Below are 18,917 nucleotides of genomic sequence, written 5' to 3'. Positions count from 1 at the left end.
GTAGCTCGTCGGGCTCATAACCCGAAGGTCGTAGGTTCAAATCCTGCTCCCGCAACCACCTTTAAAGCCCTGGCTCACGCCGGGGCTTTTTTGTTTGTCGTAATAGTCTCTGGCCGGTGAATTTTCCCCAATTTTGCCGCCCGGGCGCTTTCATACTATTTGAAGTAACTCCATTGAGATAAGTTAAGCTTATTCCCGAGTAGTTCTAACAGCCTCAAAAACCTGTTCATTGTAAACGCATTTTCGGCGTTTTTGTGTTCAGTGTTGGCCGGTGATACCTCTTCGATTGATTGCATATTATGTCCTCAAGGTTGTTGTGAGTGAGGATTGTTATGTTTATTGCTGTACTTCACCAACGATTAAAATTACGCTTAGATATAAGTTAACCTTATTTTACTTTGCTATGGATAAACGTCTGCGCTGGTTAAACAATTTAATGTGCTTTGAGGTAGCAGCCCGGCACCAGAGTTACAGTAAGGCTGCTGAGGAGCTGTTTATTACTCAGGCGGCGGTTAGCCAGCAAATGCGGCAGTTAGAGAGTAATTTGCACGTAAAGCTGTTTACCCGTGAGGCCAGGAAAATGCGCCTCACCGAGTCTGGTAAAGTGTTGCTCAGTGCTTGCCAGAGGGGCTTTGGTGAGGTGATTGAAGGATTAAATCAGGTTCAGGAAGCGCCCCTTGATGGTGAGTTAAAGGTCAGCTCAACCCAGGCCTTTTGCGCTTTATGGCTGGTACCGCATTTATTTGAATTCTTTAAACTTCACCCTGGCATCAATGTTAACGTGCAGGGCTCTAACCGGATTGAAAATCTGCACGATGGTAATATTGATGTGGCCATACGGTTTAGCACGTCCAGCCCGGGCTTAATTGATGAGTCGCTGGTTATTGAGCGCATCGATGAAAACGACGTTTACCCGGTGTGTTCCGGTGATTACCTTAGCAAAAATGCCATAAACGACGCTAAAAGTATGAAGAATGCCAGATTGTTCAGTCTGGCCTACGAAAACAAGGTTGACTGGGAGAGTTGGTTTGAGTTTGCCGGGGTCGAGGTAAATCCGCAACAACTGCGAAAAACCGAAGTTACCTCCAGTGATCTTGCCTTATCTGCGGTATTGGCCGGGAACGGGATTATGCTGGCATCAGACATTATGGTGGGCGAGTACGTCAGGTCGGGCCAACTGGTTATTCCTTTGGCTATACCGCATCCGGTGAGATGGAAGTCACATTTGGTATATGCAAAGAATAATCCCAAGCAGAAACGGATTGCAGTGTTTTGCCAGTGGGTTAAAGACAACCTGGTCAGTACGCCGGGTATAAGCCCTTTATAGGCCCTTTGTAGGCGTTTAAAGGCTTCTGTTAGTTTCAGGGGCCCATTTGCGGCAGAGTGCTGGCGCAAGGCGGCGTTGTGCACTATATTGCCAAAACAGACCAACCCCGAAATTAAAGACCAGATTCTGCGGTAGCCTGCCGAACAGCCCCTGCAGTTGGCTCACAATAGTCAGACACACTATGAACGATAGCAATTCATCACCTTTTACAAAAAAACCGCAGCCAGCACTGCAGGAAGCGATTAGCAACGAAGCGGTGAGCGGATTAGTAGCCGGGGTATCCCACGAGATAAATACGCCTCTGGGCGTCAATATCGGCAATTGCACGTTATTAATTGAATTGCTCGAGGAAGTTTCTAAAAAATACAACACCGGGGCGCTTGATGCGGAATCCTTTGGAGAATTCCTGGATACCGCTAAGGATCTGTCGGCCAGCATGCTCAAAAACATGCGCCGGGCATCTAAATTACTGTCTACCTTTAAGCAGGTGGCGGTGAAAAACACTGATGAAGCAAATATGCTGGAGCAGGTAGATATTGCTGAGTGTGTTAATGAGTTTGTCGCAGCTCACGGCATGCATAACGAATCTTCACAAATCACTTTCTCGGTACAAATCCCGCCGGGTGCTGTGGTTACCACGTATCCTGCTGTGATCACGCAAATATTGACTGCCTTAACGTCAAACACCCTTATTCATGGTCTCGGCGTTGGCAAACGTCAACAGTGTTGTATAACCCTGTCACTGGCGCCGGCAGGCGACGGATACCAGTTTAATTTTGCAGATGACGGCGTGGGCGTTAGTGAAGAGCTACTACCAAAAGTTTTCGATCCGTTTTTTACTACTCGCAGAGGGGCAGGGAATGCCGGGTTAGGGTTAAGTATTGTGCACAATTTGGTCAGAGAAGTGCTGAACAGTGAAGTTTATTATGAAAGTCAGCCCGAAAACGGTTTTAAAGTGTCTTTTAAAATTCATAATCTCGCGCCTTGTCAGCCAGATGATGAAAGCTAGTGCCTTGTTTTATATTGTGAATGTGGCAATATAAGCCGGTTAATAAATTATTTTTATAAAGCTCATGCGGTTGAATGATTTAGTTTCACCCTAGCGTTTGACAAGCGTAATGGATTTACGGCAATCTTTATAAAATAAGGAAAGCGCGATATTTACTTTTGTTAATAGATGGCTGGCAATAAGCAGGCAGGCTTAGTTAGCGACGACGTTGTTTATAATACTAAGGCCTACTGTAATGCCGTCTGTTTCGGACCTGTTTTCTATTCCCGATACTTCTTTACTCCTGGTGGGGGAATATAACCCTTCACTGGTGCTGCTCTCTGTTGCCATTGCCGTGTTTGCCTCATTCATGGGGTTTCAGGTGGCGACTCAGGCTGCTAACGCGAAAACCCGCCGGGGACGCCGGGGGTTGCTTGCCGTAGGAGCGTTCGCGCAGGGCAGTGGCATCTGGTCGATGCATTTTATCGGCATGCTGGCTTTTGAACTTTGTACGCCGGTTTCTTATACCTGGTTTACAACCCTGCTTTCAATGCTTCCAGGAATAGCCGCTGCGTGGGTGGCTCTCAACCTCCTGACTCAACACACTATCAGCAACAAGCAAATTGTAATTGGTGGGGTGTTAGTGGGCGCCGGTATCGGCGCTATGCACTATATTGGAATGGCAGCCATGGATATGGCGCCGCTGCTGCGTTATGACCTGAGTATCTTTTTATTGTCGGTGATCGTTGCCGTGGTACTGGCGATGATATCGTTATGGATAAGACACGGTTTACAGCGTCTGTTAAGCAACAAACTCACCACGTTCACCACCAATATTCTGGCCGGGGCGGTAATGGGCTGTGCCATTTCTGCCATGCACTATATAGGTATGGCGGCCGCTCGCTTTGTGAGACCTCCCGGGCTGGAGCTGTCGGATCAGCCTTCAGAAATGTCGTTTTATCTGGCGGCCAGTGTCACCTTTATCGCCTCCATTATGATTGCCCTGGTGCTCGGGATAAGCCTGCTGGTCAAATACCGTGAGGCATCAGCCGATGCCCGTCGTTCGCAGGTGAGAATGATTAGCCTGATGGAATCTGCCGTTGAGGGCATTCTGACCATTAATGACGAAGGGGTTATTCAAACCGTAAATGAAGCGGTAACCACCATTCTCGGCTGGCAACGAATGGAATTGGTTGGCACGCCTCTTACTGAATTTCTGCCTCAGAACCGCCGGCATCTCTATGGCCACCGGTTCTTTAAATATGCCGAAGAGCCTGAGGGAATCCAGCTTATTGGTAACAGTCGCGACGTGGAAGCGTTTAACCGCGAAGGTAAGCTTGTGCCATTGCGGATCAGCTTATCGCATACTCAGGTTGCCGGAGAATCCCTGTTTATATTGTTTATCGCCGATATCAGTGAACGACTGGCGATGGAAAAAGTCATCCGCGAAAACGAACTTAAATTTCGCTCACTGATTGCCAATATCCCGGGCATCGCTTATCGCTGTTTGAATGAGCATGACTGGCCCATGGTATTTATCAGCAATGCGGTAAAAAGAATTACCGGTTACGGCCCGGATGAATTTTTACTGCCAGACCCTACAGTAAGCTTTGTTGATCTGTTCCACCCGGATGATCTGGAAACGATCGAGCAGGCGCTGGTTGGCCAGACCGAATACAGTATGGAATACCGCATCTTCAACAAAGCTGGCGAAATCCGCTGGTTGCGTGAGCATGGCCGGTATATTCGCGACGACCACGACGAAATCCTCTGGCTGGATGGTTTTATCATGGATATTACCGATCGCCGGCAAATGGAAGATGACCTGTTGATCGCTAAGGATGCTGCGGAACAGGCTGCCGCGGCCCGGGCTGCATTCCTGGCCAACATGAGTCATGAAATCCGCACGCCAATGAATGCCGTGATTGGTTTTAGTGACATTCTGTTGGATACACCGCTCAACACCGAGCAGCATAAACATCTGTCGACGATAAATCGCTCAGCCCGCTCATTGCTTCATTTGTTAAATGATATCCTCGACAGTGCCAAACTGGATAAAGGCAAGCTGGAACTGGAGCTGGTAGACTTTATTCTTAGCGAAGAAATCGACACGGTGATTTCTACTTTCTGGCTGGAAGCTAAGCGCAAGGGGCTCGACTTACAGGTGAAACTGGGCGATAACCTCGCACAGGGCTATCGCGGCGCACCGGAACGTATTCGTCAGGTACTGAGTAACTTAATTGGCAACGCGGTGAAGTTTACCGAGTCTGGCCAGGTGAGCCTGCGCGTGAGTCAGGTTAATAACGGCCATGTGCAGTTTACTATCTCAGACACTGGCATTGGTATGACACAGGATCAGTGCCAGCGGGTGTTCGACGCGTTTGCCCAGGCGGATGCATCGATGTCCAGGCGTTTTGGTGGTACCGGCCTTGGAACTACGATTTCAAAGCAATTGGTTGAGTTGATGGGCGGCACTATCGATGTTCGCAGTAAGCCCGGAGAGGGAACTCAGTTCAGCTTTATACTGCCGCTAACCGCCATCGACAGCACCAGCCATGTACAGCGCCTGCATGCTATTCAGTTACCCGCACTGCGGATCCTGATTGTGGATGATATTGAACAAAATATCGAACTGCTCAACTTATTACTCAAGCGCGGCGGCCATAGTGTGGAAATTGGCCGGGATGGCCAGCAGGCTCTCGACCTGATGGCGCAACATCAGTACGACGTGGTGCTGATGGACTTGCAAATGCCGGTGCTGGACGGCCTGACCGCTGCCCGTCAACGTCGTGAATATGAAAAAGCCAATGGCCTCAAGGCAACCCCGATTATTGCGCTAACCGCCAGCGTACTGGCTCAGGATAAAAAATCGGCCAGTGAGGCCGGCATGGAAGGTTTTGCCAATAAACCCATCGACTTCCCGGTACTGTGCAATGAAATTGCCCGGGTGCTGGGGATTCAGGGGAGTGCGCTGGCAATGCGAGCGGAACCTAAAGAAGCTTTGCTTATTGACTGGTCCCGTGGCGAGAGTTTGTGGGGTTCTAAACATAAGCTGGTCAAAGAGATAAACCGCTTCTGTAACGACATCACTATTGCCAGGGAAACCTTTGTGAGCCTGACTGAAGAGCAAGACTTTACAGAACTCAAAGCGTTGGTACATCGTTTTAAAGGTGTGGCGGGCAACCTTGGACTGATAAAAATCATGCATGCCTGCAAAGCTATTGAACAGGATTGTTACGACAAGGTAGCGCCGGTTAACTCGGTAGCAGACCTGTACAGCCTGGTACCAGCAGTTCAGAGTGCTGTTGCCACAGAACAGGATAATGATCTGCAACAGTCTGCTGAAGTCGATAGCCAGGAATTACGGGCTATACTGGAGCGTATTACGCATTCAGTTAAAAATAATCGTATTGAAGAGGCGGAATTAGCCTTGCTCGGCGGCTATCAGAACAGCCGCTTTGCCAATGACATTCAATCGATACTGGATGCCATAGAAGACTTTGAATTTGAACAGGCGATTACGCTGCTGTCTGCACTAATCGACAAGCTGGACGAATAGTAACCATGCAAAACACCGCTCTAAAACCCACTATCTTAGTGGTTGACGACGAACCGGCAAATCTGAGGGTACTCAAACACCTGCTGGCAGAGCATTACACTCTGGCATTTGCCAAAAACGGCCCTGAAGCGCTGCGGGTAGCAGAGGCACAGTTACCGGATCTTATTTTACTGGATGTAATGATGCCCGGCATGACCGGCTTTGAAGTGTGTCAGGCGCTTAAAGAAAACGTTATTACCCGGGCTATTCCGGTGATTTTTGTTACCGCGCTAAGTGAAGAACAGGACGAAACCGAAGGTTTTGCGGTAGGTGGTGTGGATTACATTACCAAGCCTATTTCACCCGCAGTGGTGAAAGCGCGTATCAAAACCCATTTATCGCTGGTGCAGGCTGATGAACTCAAGCGTACCCGGTTGCAGGTGGTACAACGTTTAGGCCGGGCGGCTGAATATAAAGATAACGAAACCGGGATGCATGTTCTGCGCATGAGTCATTACTCGAAGGTACTGGCATTGGCCTATGGTTTAAATGAAGAGCAGGCCGACACGTTGCTGCACGCCGCTCCCATGCACGACATTGGCAAAATTGGCATTCCTGACCACATTATGCTCAAGCCGGGTAAACTCACCGAGGAAGAATTCGCGGTAATGAAAACGCACCCGGAAATTGGCGCTGAAATTTTGGGCGAAGCGGACTCCGATCTGTTACGGATTGCAAAATCCGTGGCCATGACCCATCACGAAAAGTGGGATGGCTCTGGTTATCCCTTCGGCTTACAAGGCGAGGATATTCCGGTAGAAGGGCGGATTGTGGCGGTAGCGGATGTGTTTGATGCACTCACCAGTAAACGCCCGTATAAGGAAGCCTGGACAGTAGAGAAAACCCTGGCGGTAATGAAAAGCGAAGCCGGTAAGCACTTCGAGCCTTATCTGATTACATTACTTGAAGAAAATCTTGAGGAAATTCTGACCATTAAGGAACGCTGGCGGGAAGATTAAATTATCGTGACAATCTGACCTGAAGCTGGATTGCCGGTTGCTAAATCAACAAGCAGGCAGTATAATGCGTGTCAGATTATGGCTGGTACCGGTAATTAGTGATTACCAGCACCTACGCCTTACGGGTTTTTATTGTTGTATTGCACCAATAGTAACCTTGCCTGATGTGGGCAAAAGGGACCGAATTTTTACTGCAAAAAGCCCCGTTTAATCGGGGCTTTTTGTTAGCTCGGTCTCACGCACAAAGCGATACCGAGCAAGGTATCAGTATATTGGGCATTATGCCCTTTTTTCGTTTTTGGAGGTTTGGATTGTCAAAGCTAGAGCAACGTTTAAGCGAAATGTTGAATCCGGCGGTAGAAGCATTGGGGTTTGAATTACTGGGTGTGGAGTTTGTCCGCGCCGGAAAACATTCAATCCTGCGGGTTTACATTGATCATGAGAATGGCATCAACGTAGATGATTGTGCGGATGTCAGCCATCAGGTCAGTGCGGTCCTGGATGTGGAAGATCCAATCAATACTGAATACAACTTAGAAGTCTCATCGCCAGGTATGGATCGCCCTTTATTTAAAGAGGCGCACTATGCACAGGTGGTGGGCGAAACCGTCGCTGTCAGAATGGCATTGCCGTTGGATAACCGACGCAATTTCAAGGGGAAATTACTGGCGTGTGAAAATGGCACGTTAACTGTCGAGGTCGATGGCGAGCAATTTAATTTGCCGGTCAGCGGGATTGAAAAAGGTAATTTGGTTCCAACATTCGAATAATACGGAATAAAACTGCATGCCCAGCCGCATGCAACCAGTGAGGCAAAAATGAATAAAGAAATTTTGTTAGTGGCAGAAGCCGTTTCTAATGAAAAACAAGTGCCAAGAGAAAAGATTTTTGAGGCGTTAGAATTTGCCATTGCAAGTGCCACAAAAAAGAAAAACGAAGGCGAAATTGAAGTACGCGTAAGCATTAATCGCGAAACCGGCGATTTTGATACTTTCCGCCGTTGGCTGGTAATTCCTGATGATCAGGAACAGGAAAACCCGTTTGCCGAACTTACCCTTTCTGCGGCGCAAATTGATGAGCCTGAGATTGAGGTGGGTGATTACGTAGAAGAGCAGATTGAATCAATCGCCTTTGACCGTATTACCACCCAAACTGCTAAGCAGGTCATTGTGCAGAAAGTGCGTGAAGCAGAGCGTGCACAAATGGTTGCCGAATATGAAGATAAAGTTGGCGAATTGGTAACCGGTACCGTTAAAAAAGTAAATCGTGACAACATAATCATCGATTTGGGTAACAACGCTGAAGGCGTTATATACCGTGATGATATGTTACCTCGCGAAACTTTCCGTCCGGGCGATCGGGTACGTGGTTTACTTTATGTAATCCGTCCTGAAGCACGCGGTGCGCAACTGTTCGTTAGCCGTACTCATCCGGAGATGCTGGTTGAACTGTTCCGTCTGGAAGTACCAGAAATCGCTGAAGAAACATTAGAAATTAAATCCGCCGCACGGGATCCTGGCTCACGGGCCAAAATCGCGGTTAAGACCAACGATAAGCGTCTTGATCCGGTTGGTGCCTGTGTAGGCATGCGTGGTTCACGGGTACAGGCAGTATCTGGTGAGCTGGGCGGAGAAAGAGTCGATATTGTGTTATGGGATGAAAACCCGGCGCAATTTGTTATCAACGCAATGGCACCTGCAGAAGTTGCATCCATTGTGGTTGATGAAGACACGCATACCATGGAAGTAGCAGTAGAAGCCGATAACCTGGCTCAGGCTATCGGTCGGAGTGGACAGAACGTTCGTCTGGCAAGTCAATTGACTGGCTGGGAACTGAACGTAATGACCATTGAAGATTTGAACCAGAAACACCAGGCAGAAAACGAAAGGGTTCTGGCGGTATTTGTTAACGGTCTGGACATCGACGAAGACTTCGCAAGTGTCTTGGTTGAGGAAGGCTTCACTTCATTAGAAGAAGTTGCCTATGTGCCAGTCAGCGAATTATTGGCCATTGACGGCCTTGATGAAGATACCGTTGAAGAATTACGTAATCGTGCACGTGCAGCACTGACCACTCAGGCGCTAGCCAACGAGGAATCGCTTGAGAGCTCAGAACCCACCGAGGAATTGCTGAACCTTGAAGGTATGGACAAGCACCTGGCGTACGTTCTGGCAAGTAGAGGTATCATCGATTTAGAAGCGCTGGCTGAACAGGGCACCGATGATATCAGTGATGTAGAAGGACTGGACGAAGAGAAAGCCGGTGCATTGATTATGGCTGCACGAAACAAAGTCTGGTTCAACGAAGAATAAGGTCGACAAGGGGAAAAACGCGTAATGGCAGATGTATCCATTGAAAAACTCGCCAGTGATATCGGGACTAGCGTTGACCGGTTAGTGAGTCAGTTTAGCGACGCCGGCATTAAAAAAGCCGCCGGTGAGAACGTGACTGAAGATGAGAAACGCAAACTACTGGACCACCTGAGCAAACAGCACGGTGGCACCAATGGTGGTGAACCTAAGAAAATGACGTTGCAACGTAAAACAACCAGCACGTTAAGCTTAGGTAAGTCGAAAGAAGTCAAAGTTGAAGTTCGTAAGAAGCGTACCTACGTGAAACGTACGGACATTGAAGAGCAACGTCAGGCAGAAGAAGAAGCCAAGCGCCGCGAAGAAGAAGCCCGTCTGAAGCGCGAAGCAGAAGAAAAAGCGGCTGAGGAAGCCCGTAAAGCGGCCGAAGAAAAAGCTCGTAAGGCGGAAGAAGCCCGTAAAGCGGCGGAAGAAGAGAAAGCTCGCCGTGCTGAAAAAGCCAAACAGGAAGCCGCTGCTCGCGCAGAAGCTGAGTCTGAGCTGTCAGAAGAAGAGTTAAAAGAACAGGAAGAAGCGCGTCAGGAAGAAGAGCGTTTACGCAAGCAGCAGGAAGAAGAAGCGCAGCGTAAACTGGAAGAAGACGCGAAAAAAGCCGCTGAAGAAGCGCGTAAACTGGCTGAAGAAAACGAACGTCGCTGGAAAGAAGAAGAAGAGCGCCGTAAGAAAGCTGAAGCCGAAGAGGTGCACATGCATTCAAACCGTTACGCTCAGGAAGCGGAAGACGAAGAAGATATGCAGGTCGAGCGTTCTTCACGTCGTCGCAAGAAACCGAACAAGAAAGCCAGTGAAAGCCTGAAGCAAGGCTTTAACAAGCCGGCCGCGCCAGTTGAGCGTGTGGTCAAACTGGGCTCAACCATCACGGTAGGCGAACTCGCCAGCCGTCTGGCAATTAAGGTGCAGGAAGTCATTAAGGCCATGATGAAAATGGGCGAAATGGCAACCATTAACCAGGTGCTGGATCAGGACACTGCTGTACTGGTAGTGGAAGAGATGGGTCATAAATATGAACTGGTTAATGACAACGCCTTAGAAGACGAGTTGTTAGCAGGCTCCGGCAATGGTGATAAAACCACCCGTGCGCCGGTAGTAACCATCATGGGTCACGTTGACCACGGTAAAACCTCACTGCTTGACTACATTCGTCGCGCCAAAGTGGCGGCCGGTGAAGCGGGTGGTATTACCCAGCACATTGGTGCTTACAGTGTAGAAACTGACGGCGGTAAGATCACGTTCCTGGATACACCCGGACACGCCGCCTTTACGGCCATGCGTGCACGTGGTGCTACAGCAACGGATATTGTTGTACTGGTTGTTGCCGCAGACGATGGTGTTATGCCGCAGACTAAAGAAGCGGTTCAGCACAGTCGTGCAGCAGGGGTACCACTGATCATTGCTGTGAACAAGATGGATAAAGAATCTGCGGATCCGGATCGGGTTAAAACCGAACTGTCGCAGCTGGAAGTTATCTCTGAAGAGTGGGGCGGTGAGCACCAGTTTGTAAACGTATCAGCCAAAACCGGTATGGGCGTTGATGAACTGCTGGAAGCTATCTCTCTGCAAGCTGAAGTACTGGATCTTAAAGCAACGCCAACCGGCCCTGGCCGCGGTATTGTAGTTGAGTCCCGCCTGGATAAAGGCCGCGGCCCGATTGCCTCGGTACTGGTTCAGGAAGGCGAAGTTAAAGCAGGTGATATCCTGTTGTGTGGTGAAGAATACGGTCGTGTTCGTGCCATGCGTGATGAGAACGGTAACGATGTAAAAGTGGCCGGTCCGTCAACGCCAGTAGAGATCCTGGGTCTTTCTGGTGTACCGGTAGCGGGTGAAGACGCGCTGGTAGTCCAGGATGAGCGTAAGGCGCGTGAAGTGGCCGGTAAACGTCATCAGAAGAAACGTGAGCTGAAACTTGCCCGTCAGCAGAAAGCCAAGCTGGAAAACATGTTTGCTAACATGGAAGCCGGTGACGTAAGCGAGCTGAACGTTGTACTGAAAGCTGACGTACAAGGTTCTGTTGAGGCGATTTCTGAGTCACTGACCAAACTGTCTACCAGTGAAGTTAAAGTGAATATCGTAGGTAGCGGTGTAGGTGGTATTACTGAAACCGACGCCAGCCTGGCGGCAGCATCAAGTGCTATCGTGGTGGGCTTTAACGTTCGTGCCGATGCAACAGCACGTCGCGTGATTGAAGCGGAAGAAATCGACTTACGTTACTACAGCGTTATCTATGACCTGATTGATGAAGTTAAAGCGGCCATGAGTGGTATGCTGGCACCAGAATTCAAACAGGAAATCATGGGTCTTGCTGAAGTACGTGATGTATTCAAGTCACCGAAACTGGGCGCGATTGCCGGTTGTATGGTAACTGAAGGTACTGTTAAACGTAGTAACCCAATTCGCGTACTGCGTGAAAACGTGGTTATTTATGAAGGTGAGCTTGAATCCCTGCGTCGCTTTAAAGACGACGTTCAGGAAGTTCGTAACGGTATGGAATGTGGTATCGGCGTTAAAAACTACAACGACGTAAAAGTGGGCGACCAAATCGAGGTCTTCCAGGTAGTTGAAGTTAAACGTGAAATCTAAGCTCAGCGAATAACTAAAGTATAGCGGGGGCTCTGAAGCCCCCGCTTTTGTCTGTGCAATAGTCCGCTACACTAAAAGCAGGGCAGATTGCAAAACAGAGGAGAGTAACTATGGCTCGGGAATTTTCTCGAACTGATCGGGTTGCCCAGCAAATCCACAAAGAAGTGGCCAGTTTGCTGCAAAATGAATATAAGCACCGGGTAGGAAACCTGCCCTTCATTACGCTTTCTGATGTGGAGGTCTCCCGGGATCTGGCGCATGCCAAAATTTTTATCACTTTTTATAATAGTGATGAAAAGGAAACTAAAGCGCAAATGAAACAGCTGGGCGAGAACACCGGTTTTCTGCGCAGTTTGTTAGCTAAACGCTTGCGCATGCGTGCCGTACCGCACCTGCATTTCTTTGAAGACAAGTCGATTACAGAAGGCATGCGTATATCTAACCTGGTGAGTGAAACTATCGCTCGTGATAAAGAACGGTCGAATAACGACGACGAGCAGGAATAATCAGGCATGGCAAGAAAACGCAAAGGCCGGGCAGTAAACGGCATTGTGTTAATTGATAAACCCCTCGGCGGTTCGTCAAACCAAATTTTACAAAAAGTGCGCTGGTTATATCAGGCTCAAAAAGCCGGCCATACCGGTGCACTCGATCCGCTGGCTACCGGCATGTTACCGGTGTGTTTAGGCGAAGCCACCAAGTTTTCTCAATATTTGCTCGACGCCGATAAAGAGTACGAAGTCACTGCCCGTCTTGGCATTCGTACTACAACGTCTGATGCGGATGGCGAGATTGTTGAAGAGCGTGATGTCTCGTGCAGTGAAGAAGAAGTCCGCGCTGCGTGTTTGTCGTTCTTAGGCAGCAGCAAGCAGGTGCCATCGATGTTTTCGGCGCTTAAGTACCAGGGTAAACCACTATACCATTACGCCAGACAGGGCATTGAAGTGCCCCGCGAAGCCAGGGATATCACTATCTTTGAGCTGGAAATTACGCGTATGGCGCTGCCTGAAGTGGATATGCGGGTGCGTTGCAGTAAGGGGACTTACATCCGTTCACTGGTAGATGATATTGGTCAGCAGTTAGGCTGCGGGGCTTATGTTACCCGGCTACATCGAACCAAAGTGGCAGATTACCCTACGCCGAATATGATTTCCGTAGAAGCCCTCGAAGCGATGGTGGAGCAGAACATTGCCGAGCGCGAGTACGAGGCTATCGATGCGCTGTTATTACCAATGGACACCGCTGTAAAAAGCTTATCTGCTGTTGAGCTATCCGCCGCTGAAACACATCGCTTACAGCATGGCCAGAGTGTAACGCCATTGCAAACTGATAACCTTGCCGAAGGGCAGCAGTATCGTATTTACGATAGTAGCACTACTCCCGCCCGTTTTCTGGGCGTCGGCGAGGGAGTCTGCGCACCTAAAGATCAAAAAGCCCCGGCTGATCAGGTGTTTGTTGCGCCCAGACGCAGTGTGGTTTACAGCGCAGAATCGTAAACGCGCAAAATCACTTGCGCATGGGGCCACGCCAAGTATAATACGCGCTCAGTTTTGTCGGACTGAATTAGTGATCGGTCTGGCAGGTTTAAAAACAGGAGAAAATTATGTCACTAACTAAAGAAGAAACCGCAGGCATCGTTGCTGAATATGGCGTTAAAGAAGGTGATACTGGTTCACCTGAAGTACAGGTTGCACTGTTAACGCACAACATCAACAAACTGCAATCACACTTCAAATCAAACAAGAAAGATCACCACTCACGTCGTGGTCTGCTGCGCATGGTTAGCCAGCGCCGTAAACTGCTTGATTACCTGAAAGGTAAAAATGCAGAACGTTATCTTGATCTGATCAAACGTCTTGGTCTGCGTCGCTAATCAGCGATTGACCAACGCAAAAAAGCGCCTGTATGGCGCTTTTTTTGTATCTGAACGGTGATTATTACGGAGTCAGGTAGCTGTATACTGAAGGGCCGTTGGTTAAATGAGGTATAACGTTCTCTGTTTCCAGCTCCCTGATAAGTACAATCAGGCGCCGTTCGATATGCTTGCTGCCAATTTGGTTATGGGCCAGAGCCAGGTTGCGTAACAGCAGTGCGACGGTATTCGGATGCTTCAGGGTCTTACTCGTGAGAGCGCGATATAAAAAGGCCTGATACACTGATTCATAGCTGATTTCACCGTATCGCGCGTTAGCCAGTGACATCAGTTCTTCATCATCAGAGGCATGGCCTAGAAAAGACAATTCTTTCTCAAATTCGTCTGGCATAGACAAGCTGTAACGCAGGGCTTTTATGGTTGAACGTAATTTTTGCCGACCGGACAAAGTACAACTAAAAAAGTAATTTCTTAACGTGCGGGAATGCTTGTAACGGCTCTTTAACGACAGATAAATTTGCTCAACCTGCTCTGGTTGATGGTTGATCGCGCTTTGCATCGCCATACTTATCACCACCATATCAGCAAGCTTTAACTCAAGGCCTGATGCAACCAGATTATTCACTTGCTGGATGACTTCTGAAGCGGCGGTTTTGCTGTTGTTATATTGGCTGAGCGTCTGGTACAGCGAAACCACGGCAGAGGAGTGGTTGTGCAAAAATGCCGGGTGCTGGTAGGAGGCCGGGGTAACACTGGCCAGGTTAAGTAAAGCGGCAATCAAATATCCCGATACGGCCGACATAACAATCCTTGTAATGTTCACATGTGGCTGGTTAAAGATAAGTTACCGCTTTTTAATGGTAAATGAAACAGGCGCTCTTTAGAGCGTTAGTGATTCACAGGGCAGCTGTCGCAGCCGGTAGCCAGACACGACCCAGTTAAGTCCCACCACATTTTGCGGATTCACCTCGGCTATCAGGCATACCTCTTGTTGTGGTGTTAAATCAAGGGCCAGCTCATTGCTCCAGTCAGCATGAGCGCGAATTTTGAAGGTTTTAAACCCCGGGTTTACTAACAGTTGGGTATGCTGCTGCGGTGCCAGTGAAATAAAGTACTCATCATCCCAACCAATATACACATCGGTCAGGCTGCCTTGTAATTCATCGGAACGATAGATAGTAACAGTGGCAGCTTTATCATCAGTGATTACGGGCATGGCTGATTTGGACACACATCCGGCTAATAAACCGGTCAGTGTAGACATTAAAAGGAGCAAGCTAAGTAGTCGATAATTATTTCGGGTCATTGCTTTCTTCACCTCTGCTAACATTTTGATTTCAGCAATGGTAAGGAAAGCAGGGTCAAGCCAGGGTGAAAAAACAGTTAGATACTGGCAATAGTATCTGCTTTAAATCTGTTGCTCCCTATTTCTGATAAAGAGCTACGTTATTTCCTATCTGTTCACTCCATGAAATGCCGCATTTATATTCATTGAGAAACAAAATCACAGTGCAGACCATTAATTTACGCCTGGTTGAATCTTAGCTTGGCAGATTCAGGCTTATGTAATAATTTAAGCAGTGTAATACATAACCGATGGTAATTAATTGTGGCAAGGCGAGTAGTTTTTAAATGAAGTTTAGGTTAGATATTAATGGCTTGAGAGCCTTGGCCGTGTTTACCGTAGTGATTTTTCATTTTGATCCTACATGGATGCAAGGTGGTTTTGTCGGTGTTGATGTGTTTTTTGTAATTTCTGGTTTTTTAATGACCAAAATTATTTTTGACAGGCTAGACAAAGCTCAATTCAGTTTGCTGGAATTTTACCTGGCTCGAGCTAAACGAATAATCCCTGCACTGACAATAATGTTATTAGTAGTGACCATTTATTGTTGGAATGTACTCTATGACGTTGAGTTTCAGAAGTATCTGAAGCATTTATTTTCATCGTTATTATTTTACTCAAATGTAGTGTACTGGCAGGAGGCTGGGTATTTTTCTGCCAGTGCCCATGAAAACTATTTGTTACATACGTGGTCATTGTCAGTAGAGTGGCAGTTTTATGTTGTTTACCCCATCTTTATTGCTGTTTTAGCTCGGCTCTTAACAAGAACAATAATAAAAATTTTAATTCTTCTTGGCGCGTTGGCGAGTTTTGTACTGGGAGTGTATGCCACAGATATATGGCCTGATCCCGCCTATTTTTCTTTACCCACAAGAGCATGGCAAATGCTGGCGGGCGCGATTGTATTTCTTTACCCTTTACCTAAGCGCCTGCAACACTCTTCGATGAGTTTATTGGGTATTTTACTGATTACATTTAGTGCCTTTGCTTTCTCATCTGATTATGGATGGCCGGGTGTCTATGCTGCAGTGCCAATAATCGGTGCGATGCTCGTTATTGCAAACCCTCAGTCTGCCTCGTTACGTTTGTTTAATCTGAATGCTGTAGAAAACACCGGCAAGTGGTCTTATTCGATCTATTTATGGCATTGGCCAATTGTCGTTTTCTTACATAATCAGAATTTTGCCGTTCAATGGTTCCATAATGTGCTGGGTATTGTTTGTTCTTTTATATTGGGCTTTCTTTCTTATAAATTCATTGAATGCTCACGGCTTTATTATGCAAAATTCGCAGTTTTCGCCAGTACGGTATTATTTGCCAATTCTATTTCTCCTTTTGCTACGGGAAGCGATTCATCTATAAGAGCAAAATCTGCGGATCCATCTAATCAATTAATTCAGAAATACTCGCAAGATAGAAATAATGCCGCCCGCTCTGAATCCAGGGAATCATGTAGGTTAAGCGTTCATTTGAAATCAAATGATGAATATGTGTTGCCTGAACATTGTGTATCGAAGAATGAAGGTATAAGAGGTGTATTAATTTGGGGAGACTCGCATGCCGAGGCTATTGCGGCTGGCTTTGAGTCATTTTTAAAGGCACGAACAAGCGTTGATACGGTAATTTCATCCGGATGTCGACCTACGGTTACTCAAACTGTTGGCAATGCAAGTAAACTGCGCAAGGCTTGTGACCTGTCCAATTCCTTAGCGAAAGATATCATAGCAGCAAAAAAGCCGCTTTCGGTTGTCATAGCGATGAAAAATAAACACGAAATTGTTGATTGGCCCGGCAATATTGAATTTTTGAAGCGCAATGGTGTTGAGAACATTATTGTTATTGGACCCACTCCGCAATGGTATCCAACCGTACCTTTGGTTTATGTTCGTGAAGGAGGACAGGGCGAATTCCTTAGCGATAAGAAACTCGATCCAGGGGTTTTAAGTACTGATCGTAAAATGGCAAATACACTCGCCTCTTTTGATAGTGTTACATATGTCTCTGTTATTAAAGAACTGTGCGTAGCAGAAGAAGATTCTCGTCGATGCAAAGTAAAGTTTGATGATACATTAATATCCTATGATTATGGCCACTTGAGTAAACCAGCAGCGACCTATCTAAGCGAAGAGCTTCTATTCGATTTATTTGATTATGAATCTATTTCGGTGAGTCATTAAATTACCGTCTGGTAACGTCACTTGAAAAGTGTTTATGCCAAACAGAGTTGTTTGTTTTTAACTCGTAAGTCTAAGCAAGGAGCTGGTGCTAAGTTCTATCAGAACAAGGCACTAGCCCGCTTATTTACATCGATTCGCGCCTTACAGAAATCCGCCGTTATCCACCTGAATAACCTGTCCGGTGACGGCTTTACCCATTTCACTGGCAAGGTAGAGGGCTGCATAGGCCTGATCACGAGGCTCTACAGAAGGCACGGTGGTGTTGGTATATTTATCCGAAAACTCCAGCATTACGTCACCGCCTTCCTGCTCGCCGGCTGCCCAGGCTTTCGCTGCGTCTGTATCAGTAATGCCCGGTGCAATGGCATTACAACGGATGTTGGTACCAGACAAACGGATCGCAATGTTCTTGGTCATGGTGTTTACACCGCCTTTAGTTGTGGTGTAAGCCACACCACAAATAGGTAATACGCCGTTTACCGAGGAGACGTTGATAATGCGGCCTTCGTTGCTTGGCATAAAATGGTTAACCGCTTCACGACAAAAACGGAACACTCCGGACAGGTTTAATTCCATAATTTTTGCCCAGTGCTCATCACTGGTTTTCTCAACGGCGTACATTTCTCCAACACCGGCATTGTTGACCATGATATCCACTTTGCCAAACTCATTAATAGCCTTGCTGAACACGGTTTCAGGTGCTTCGGGATCGCTCGAGTCGGCAACCATACCTATGGCTTTACCTTGCCCTTTAGCGTTGATTTTATCGACTGCGGTTTCTATTTCATCCTGATGCAGGGCCGTCAGGATAACATTGGCGCCTTCTTCGGCGAAGAGTTCTGCGATAGCGAATCCAATGCCTTTACTCGCGCCGGTTACAATGGCAGTTTTGCCTTCTAACATGTTGATCATAGTAATTTATATCCTTATTCGTTTAACTGGCATACGGCGCGGGAAGAGAATGGTGCGCCGCTAAGGCCAAGTTGAAAAGCTCACTTTGTGAGAGTCATAATCACTACGGAAGGAAAACGAAAAGCGCACATTCATATCAGTTAGCAACCAGATTCATAAATGCTGCGCAGGCAAATTTAAGTCTTGAACAGGGTTAAAACAACAGAATTTTAAAGCCTATCAGGATGAGTACTATTCCGCCGATAAGCTCAGCTTTACTCTCCAGCCAGGTACCGGTTTTAGCACCGATGTGCACACCGAGAAAGCTAAAAACAAACGTAGTAATACCAATTATCAGGCAGGCGAGAAAAGGGTTCAAATCCATTAATGTCAGTGAGAATCCGGCGGCCATGGCATCAATACTGGTGGCGATAGCCAGCACTAGCATGACCCGGGAAGTGATGTTAGCGATATCTTCTTCAATCCCCTCAGACACTGCCTCAAACACCATTTTAGCACCGATAAAGAGTAACAGGATAAATGCAATCCAGTGCGCAAAACTGCCAATCAGGCCAAATAATCCCTGACCGCCCAGGTAACCAATTAATGGCATAATTCCCTGAAAAACGCCGAAATAAATAGCTGCTGACAGCGACAGCGATCTGGCATTAATAACATGTTTAGAGCCAAGCCCGATGGAAACAGCAAATGCATCCATGCTTAACGCCAGCGCTAAAATAATGACTGTAGATTCAAGTGGTCAATGCAACAGTTATACTAAAATACTGATTTGCATGAGGGCTTTGGATGAAG

The 18,917-nt window shown here is 47.4% G+C and carries 15 protein-coding genes; 11 read left to right on the top strand and 4 right to left on the bottom strand.

Features of this window, described 5'->3' with window-relative positions:
• Window positions 1-403: 403 nt before the first annotated feature.
• The 10 genes from D9T21_RS14405 (at window position 404) to rpsO (ending at window position 13,691) form a co-directional block, all read left to right on the top strand.
• Window positions 404-1,327, top strand: a complete 924-nt coding sequence (locus D9T21_RS14405) for a LysR substrate-binding domain-containing protein (protein WP_123325653.1) — start codon at window positions 404-406, stop codon at window positions 1,325-1,327.
• 181 nt (window positions 1,328-1,508) lie between these two features.
• Window positions 1,509-2,336: a sensor histidine kinase gene (locus D9T21_RS14400; protein ID WP_123325652.1), complete on the top strand. Its 828-nt coding sequence runs from the start codon at window positions 1,509-1,511 to the stop codon at window positions 2,334-2,336.
• Between the two features lie 235 nt (window positions 2,337-2,571).
• Window positions 2,572-5,874, top strand: a complete 3,303-nt coding sequence (locus D9T21_RS14395) for an MHYT domain-containing protein (RefSeq protein ID WP_123325651.1) — start codon at window positions 2,572-2,574, stop codon at window positions 5,872-5,874.
• 5 nt (window positions 5,875-5,879) lie between these two features.
• On the top strand, window positions 5,880-6,872 hold the full coding sequence (locus tag D9T21_RS14390; protein ID WP_206427278.1) for a response regulator: 993 nt from the start codon (window positions 5,880-5,882) through the stop codon (window positions 6,870-6,872).
• Between the two features lie 311 nt (window positions 6,873-7,183).
• Window positions 7,184-7,642, top strand: a complete 459-nt coding sequence (rimP, locus tag D9T21_RS14385) for a ribosome maturation factor RimP (protein WP_123325659.1) — start codon at window positions 7,184-7,186, stop codon at window positions 7,640-7,642.
• Between the two features lie 48 nt (window positions 7,643-7,690).
• Entirely contained in the window at window positions 7,691-9,184 is a 1,494-nt protein-coding gene (gene nusA, locus D9T21_RS14380) for a transcription termination factor NusA (protein WP_123325649.1), read from the top strand.
• A gap of 24 nt (window positions 9,185-9,208) precedes the next feature.
• Window positions 9,209-11,818, top strand: coding sequence for a translation initiation factor IF-2 (gene infB, locus D9T21_RS14375; protein WP_123325648.1), 2,610 nt, complete (start codon window positions 9,209-9,211; stop codon window positions 11,816-11,818).
• A 110-nt stretch (window positions 11,819-11,928) separates the two neighbouring features.
• Complete coding sequence (gene rbfA, locus D9T21_RS14370; protein ID WP_123325647.1) at window positions 11,929-12,324, top strand: 30S ribosome-binding factor RbfA; 396 nt, start codon at window positions 11,929-11,931, stop codon at window positions 12,322-12,324.
• 6 nt (window positions 12,325-12,330) lie between these two features.
• Window positions 12,331-13,314 (top strand): tRNA pseudouridine(55) synthase TruB, encoded by a 984-nt coding sequence (gene truB, locus D9T21_RS14365; RefSeq protein WP_123325646.1) that lies wholly within the window; start codon window positions 12,331-12,333, stop codon window positions 13,312-13,314.
• Between the two features lie 107 nt (window positions 13,315-13,421).
• Window positions 13,422-13,691 (top strand): 30S ribosomal protein S15, encoded by a 270-nt coding sequence (gene rpsO / locus D9T21_RS14360; RefSeq protein WP_105935385.1) that lies wholly within the window; start codon window positions 13,422-13,424, stop codon window positions 13,689-13,691.
• Window positions 13,692-13,755: 64 nt separating this feature from the next.
• Here rpsO and D9T21_RS14355 read toward each other — a convergent pair whose 3' ends face one another.
• Window positions 13,756-14,493 carry a hypothetical protein gene (locus D9T21_RS14355; RefSeq protein ID WP_123325645.1) on the bottom strand — a complete coding sequence of 246 codons (738 nt, stop codon included), beginning with the start codon at window positions 14,491-14,493 and terminating at the stop codon, window positions 13,756-13,758.
• 78 nt (window positions 14,494-14,571) lie between these two features.
• Window positions 14,572-14,997 carry a hypothetical protein gene (locus D9T21_RS14350; RefSeq protein ID WP_164464699.1) on the bottom strand — a complete coding sequence of 142 codons (426 nt, stop codon included), beginning with the start codon at window positions 14,995-14,997 and terminating at the stop codon, window positions 14,572-14,574.
• A gap of 326 nt (window positions 14,998-15,323) precedes the next feature.
• Between D9T21_RS14350 and D9T21_RS14345 the strand changes: the two genes are divergently transcribed.
• Window positions 15,324-17,213 (top strand): acyltransferase family protein, encoded by a 1,890-nt coding sequence (locus D9T21_RS14345; RefSeq protein ID WP_123325643.1) that lies wholly within the window; start codon window positions 15,324-15,326, stop codon window positions 17,211-17,213.
• 141 nt (window positions 17,214-17,354) lie between these two features.
• Here D9T21_RS14345 and D9T21_RS14340 read toward each other — a convergent pair whose 3' ends face one another.
• Together D9T21_RS14340 and D9T21_RS14335 are read right to left on the bottom strand one after the other, a co-directional pair.
• Window positions 17,355-18,125 carry an SDR family NAD(P)-dependent oxidoreductase gene (locus D9T21_RS14340; protein WP_123325642.1) on the bottom strand — a complete coding sequence of 257 codons (771 nt, stop codon included), beginning with the start codon at window positions 18,123-18,125 and terminating at the stop codon, window positions 17,355-17,357.
• A 193-nt stretch (window positions 18,126-18,318) separates the two neighbouring features.
• On the bottom strand, window positions 18,319-18,822 hold the full coding sequence (locus tag D9T21_RS14335) for a manganese efflux pump MntP (protein WP_123325641.1): 504 nt from the start codon (window positions 18,820-18,822) through the stop codon (window positions 18,319-18,321).
• Between the last annotated feature and the right edge of the window lie 95 nt (window positions 18,823-18,917).

This window comes from Marisediminitalea oceani (assembly GCF_003731635.1).
Classification (GTDB): Bacteria; Pseudomonadota; Gammaproteobacteria; order Enterobacterales; family Alteromonadaceae; genus Alteromonas; species Alteromonas oceani.
The sequence above is the reverse complement of the archived record's forward strand: the minus strand, read 5'-3'. Positions and strand labels throughout refer to the sequence as shown.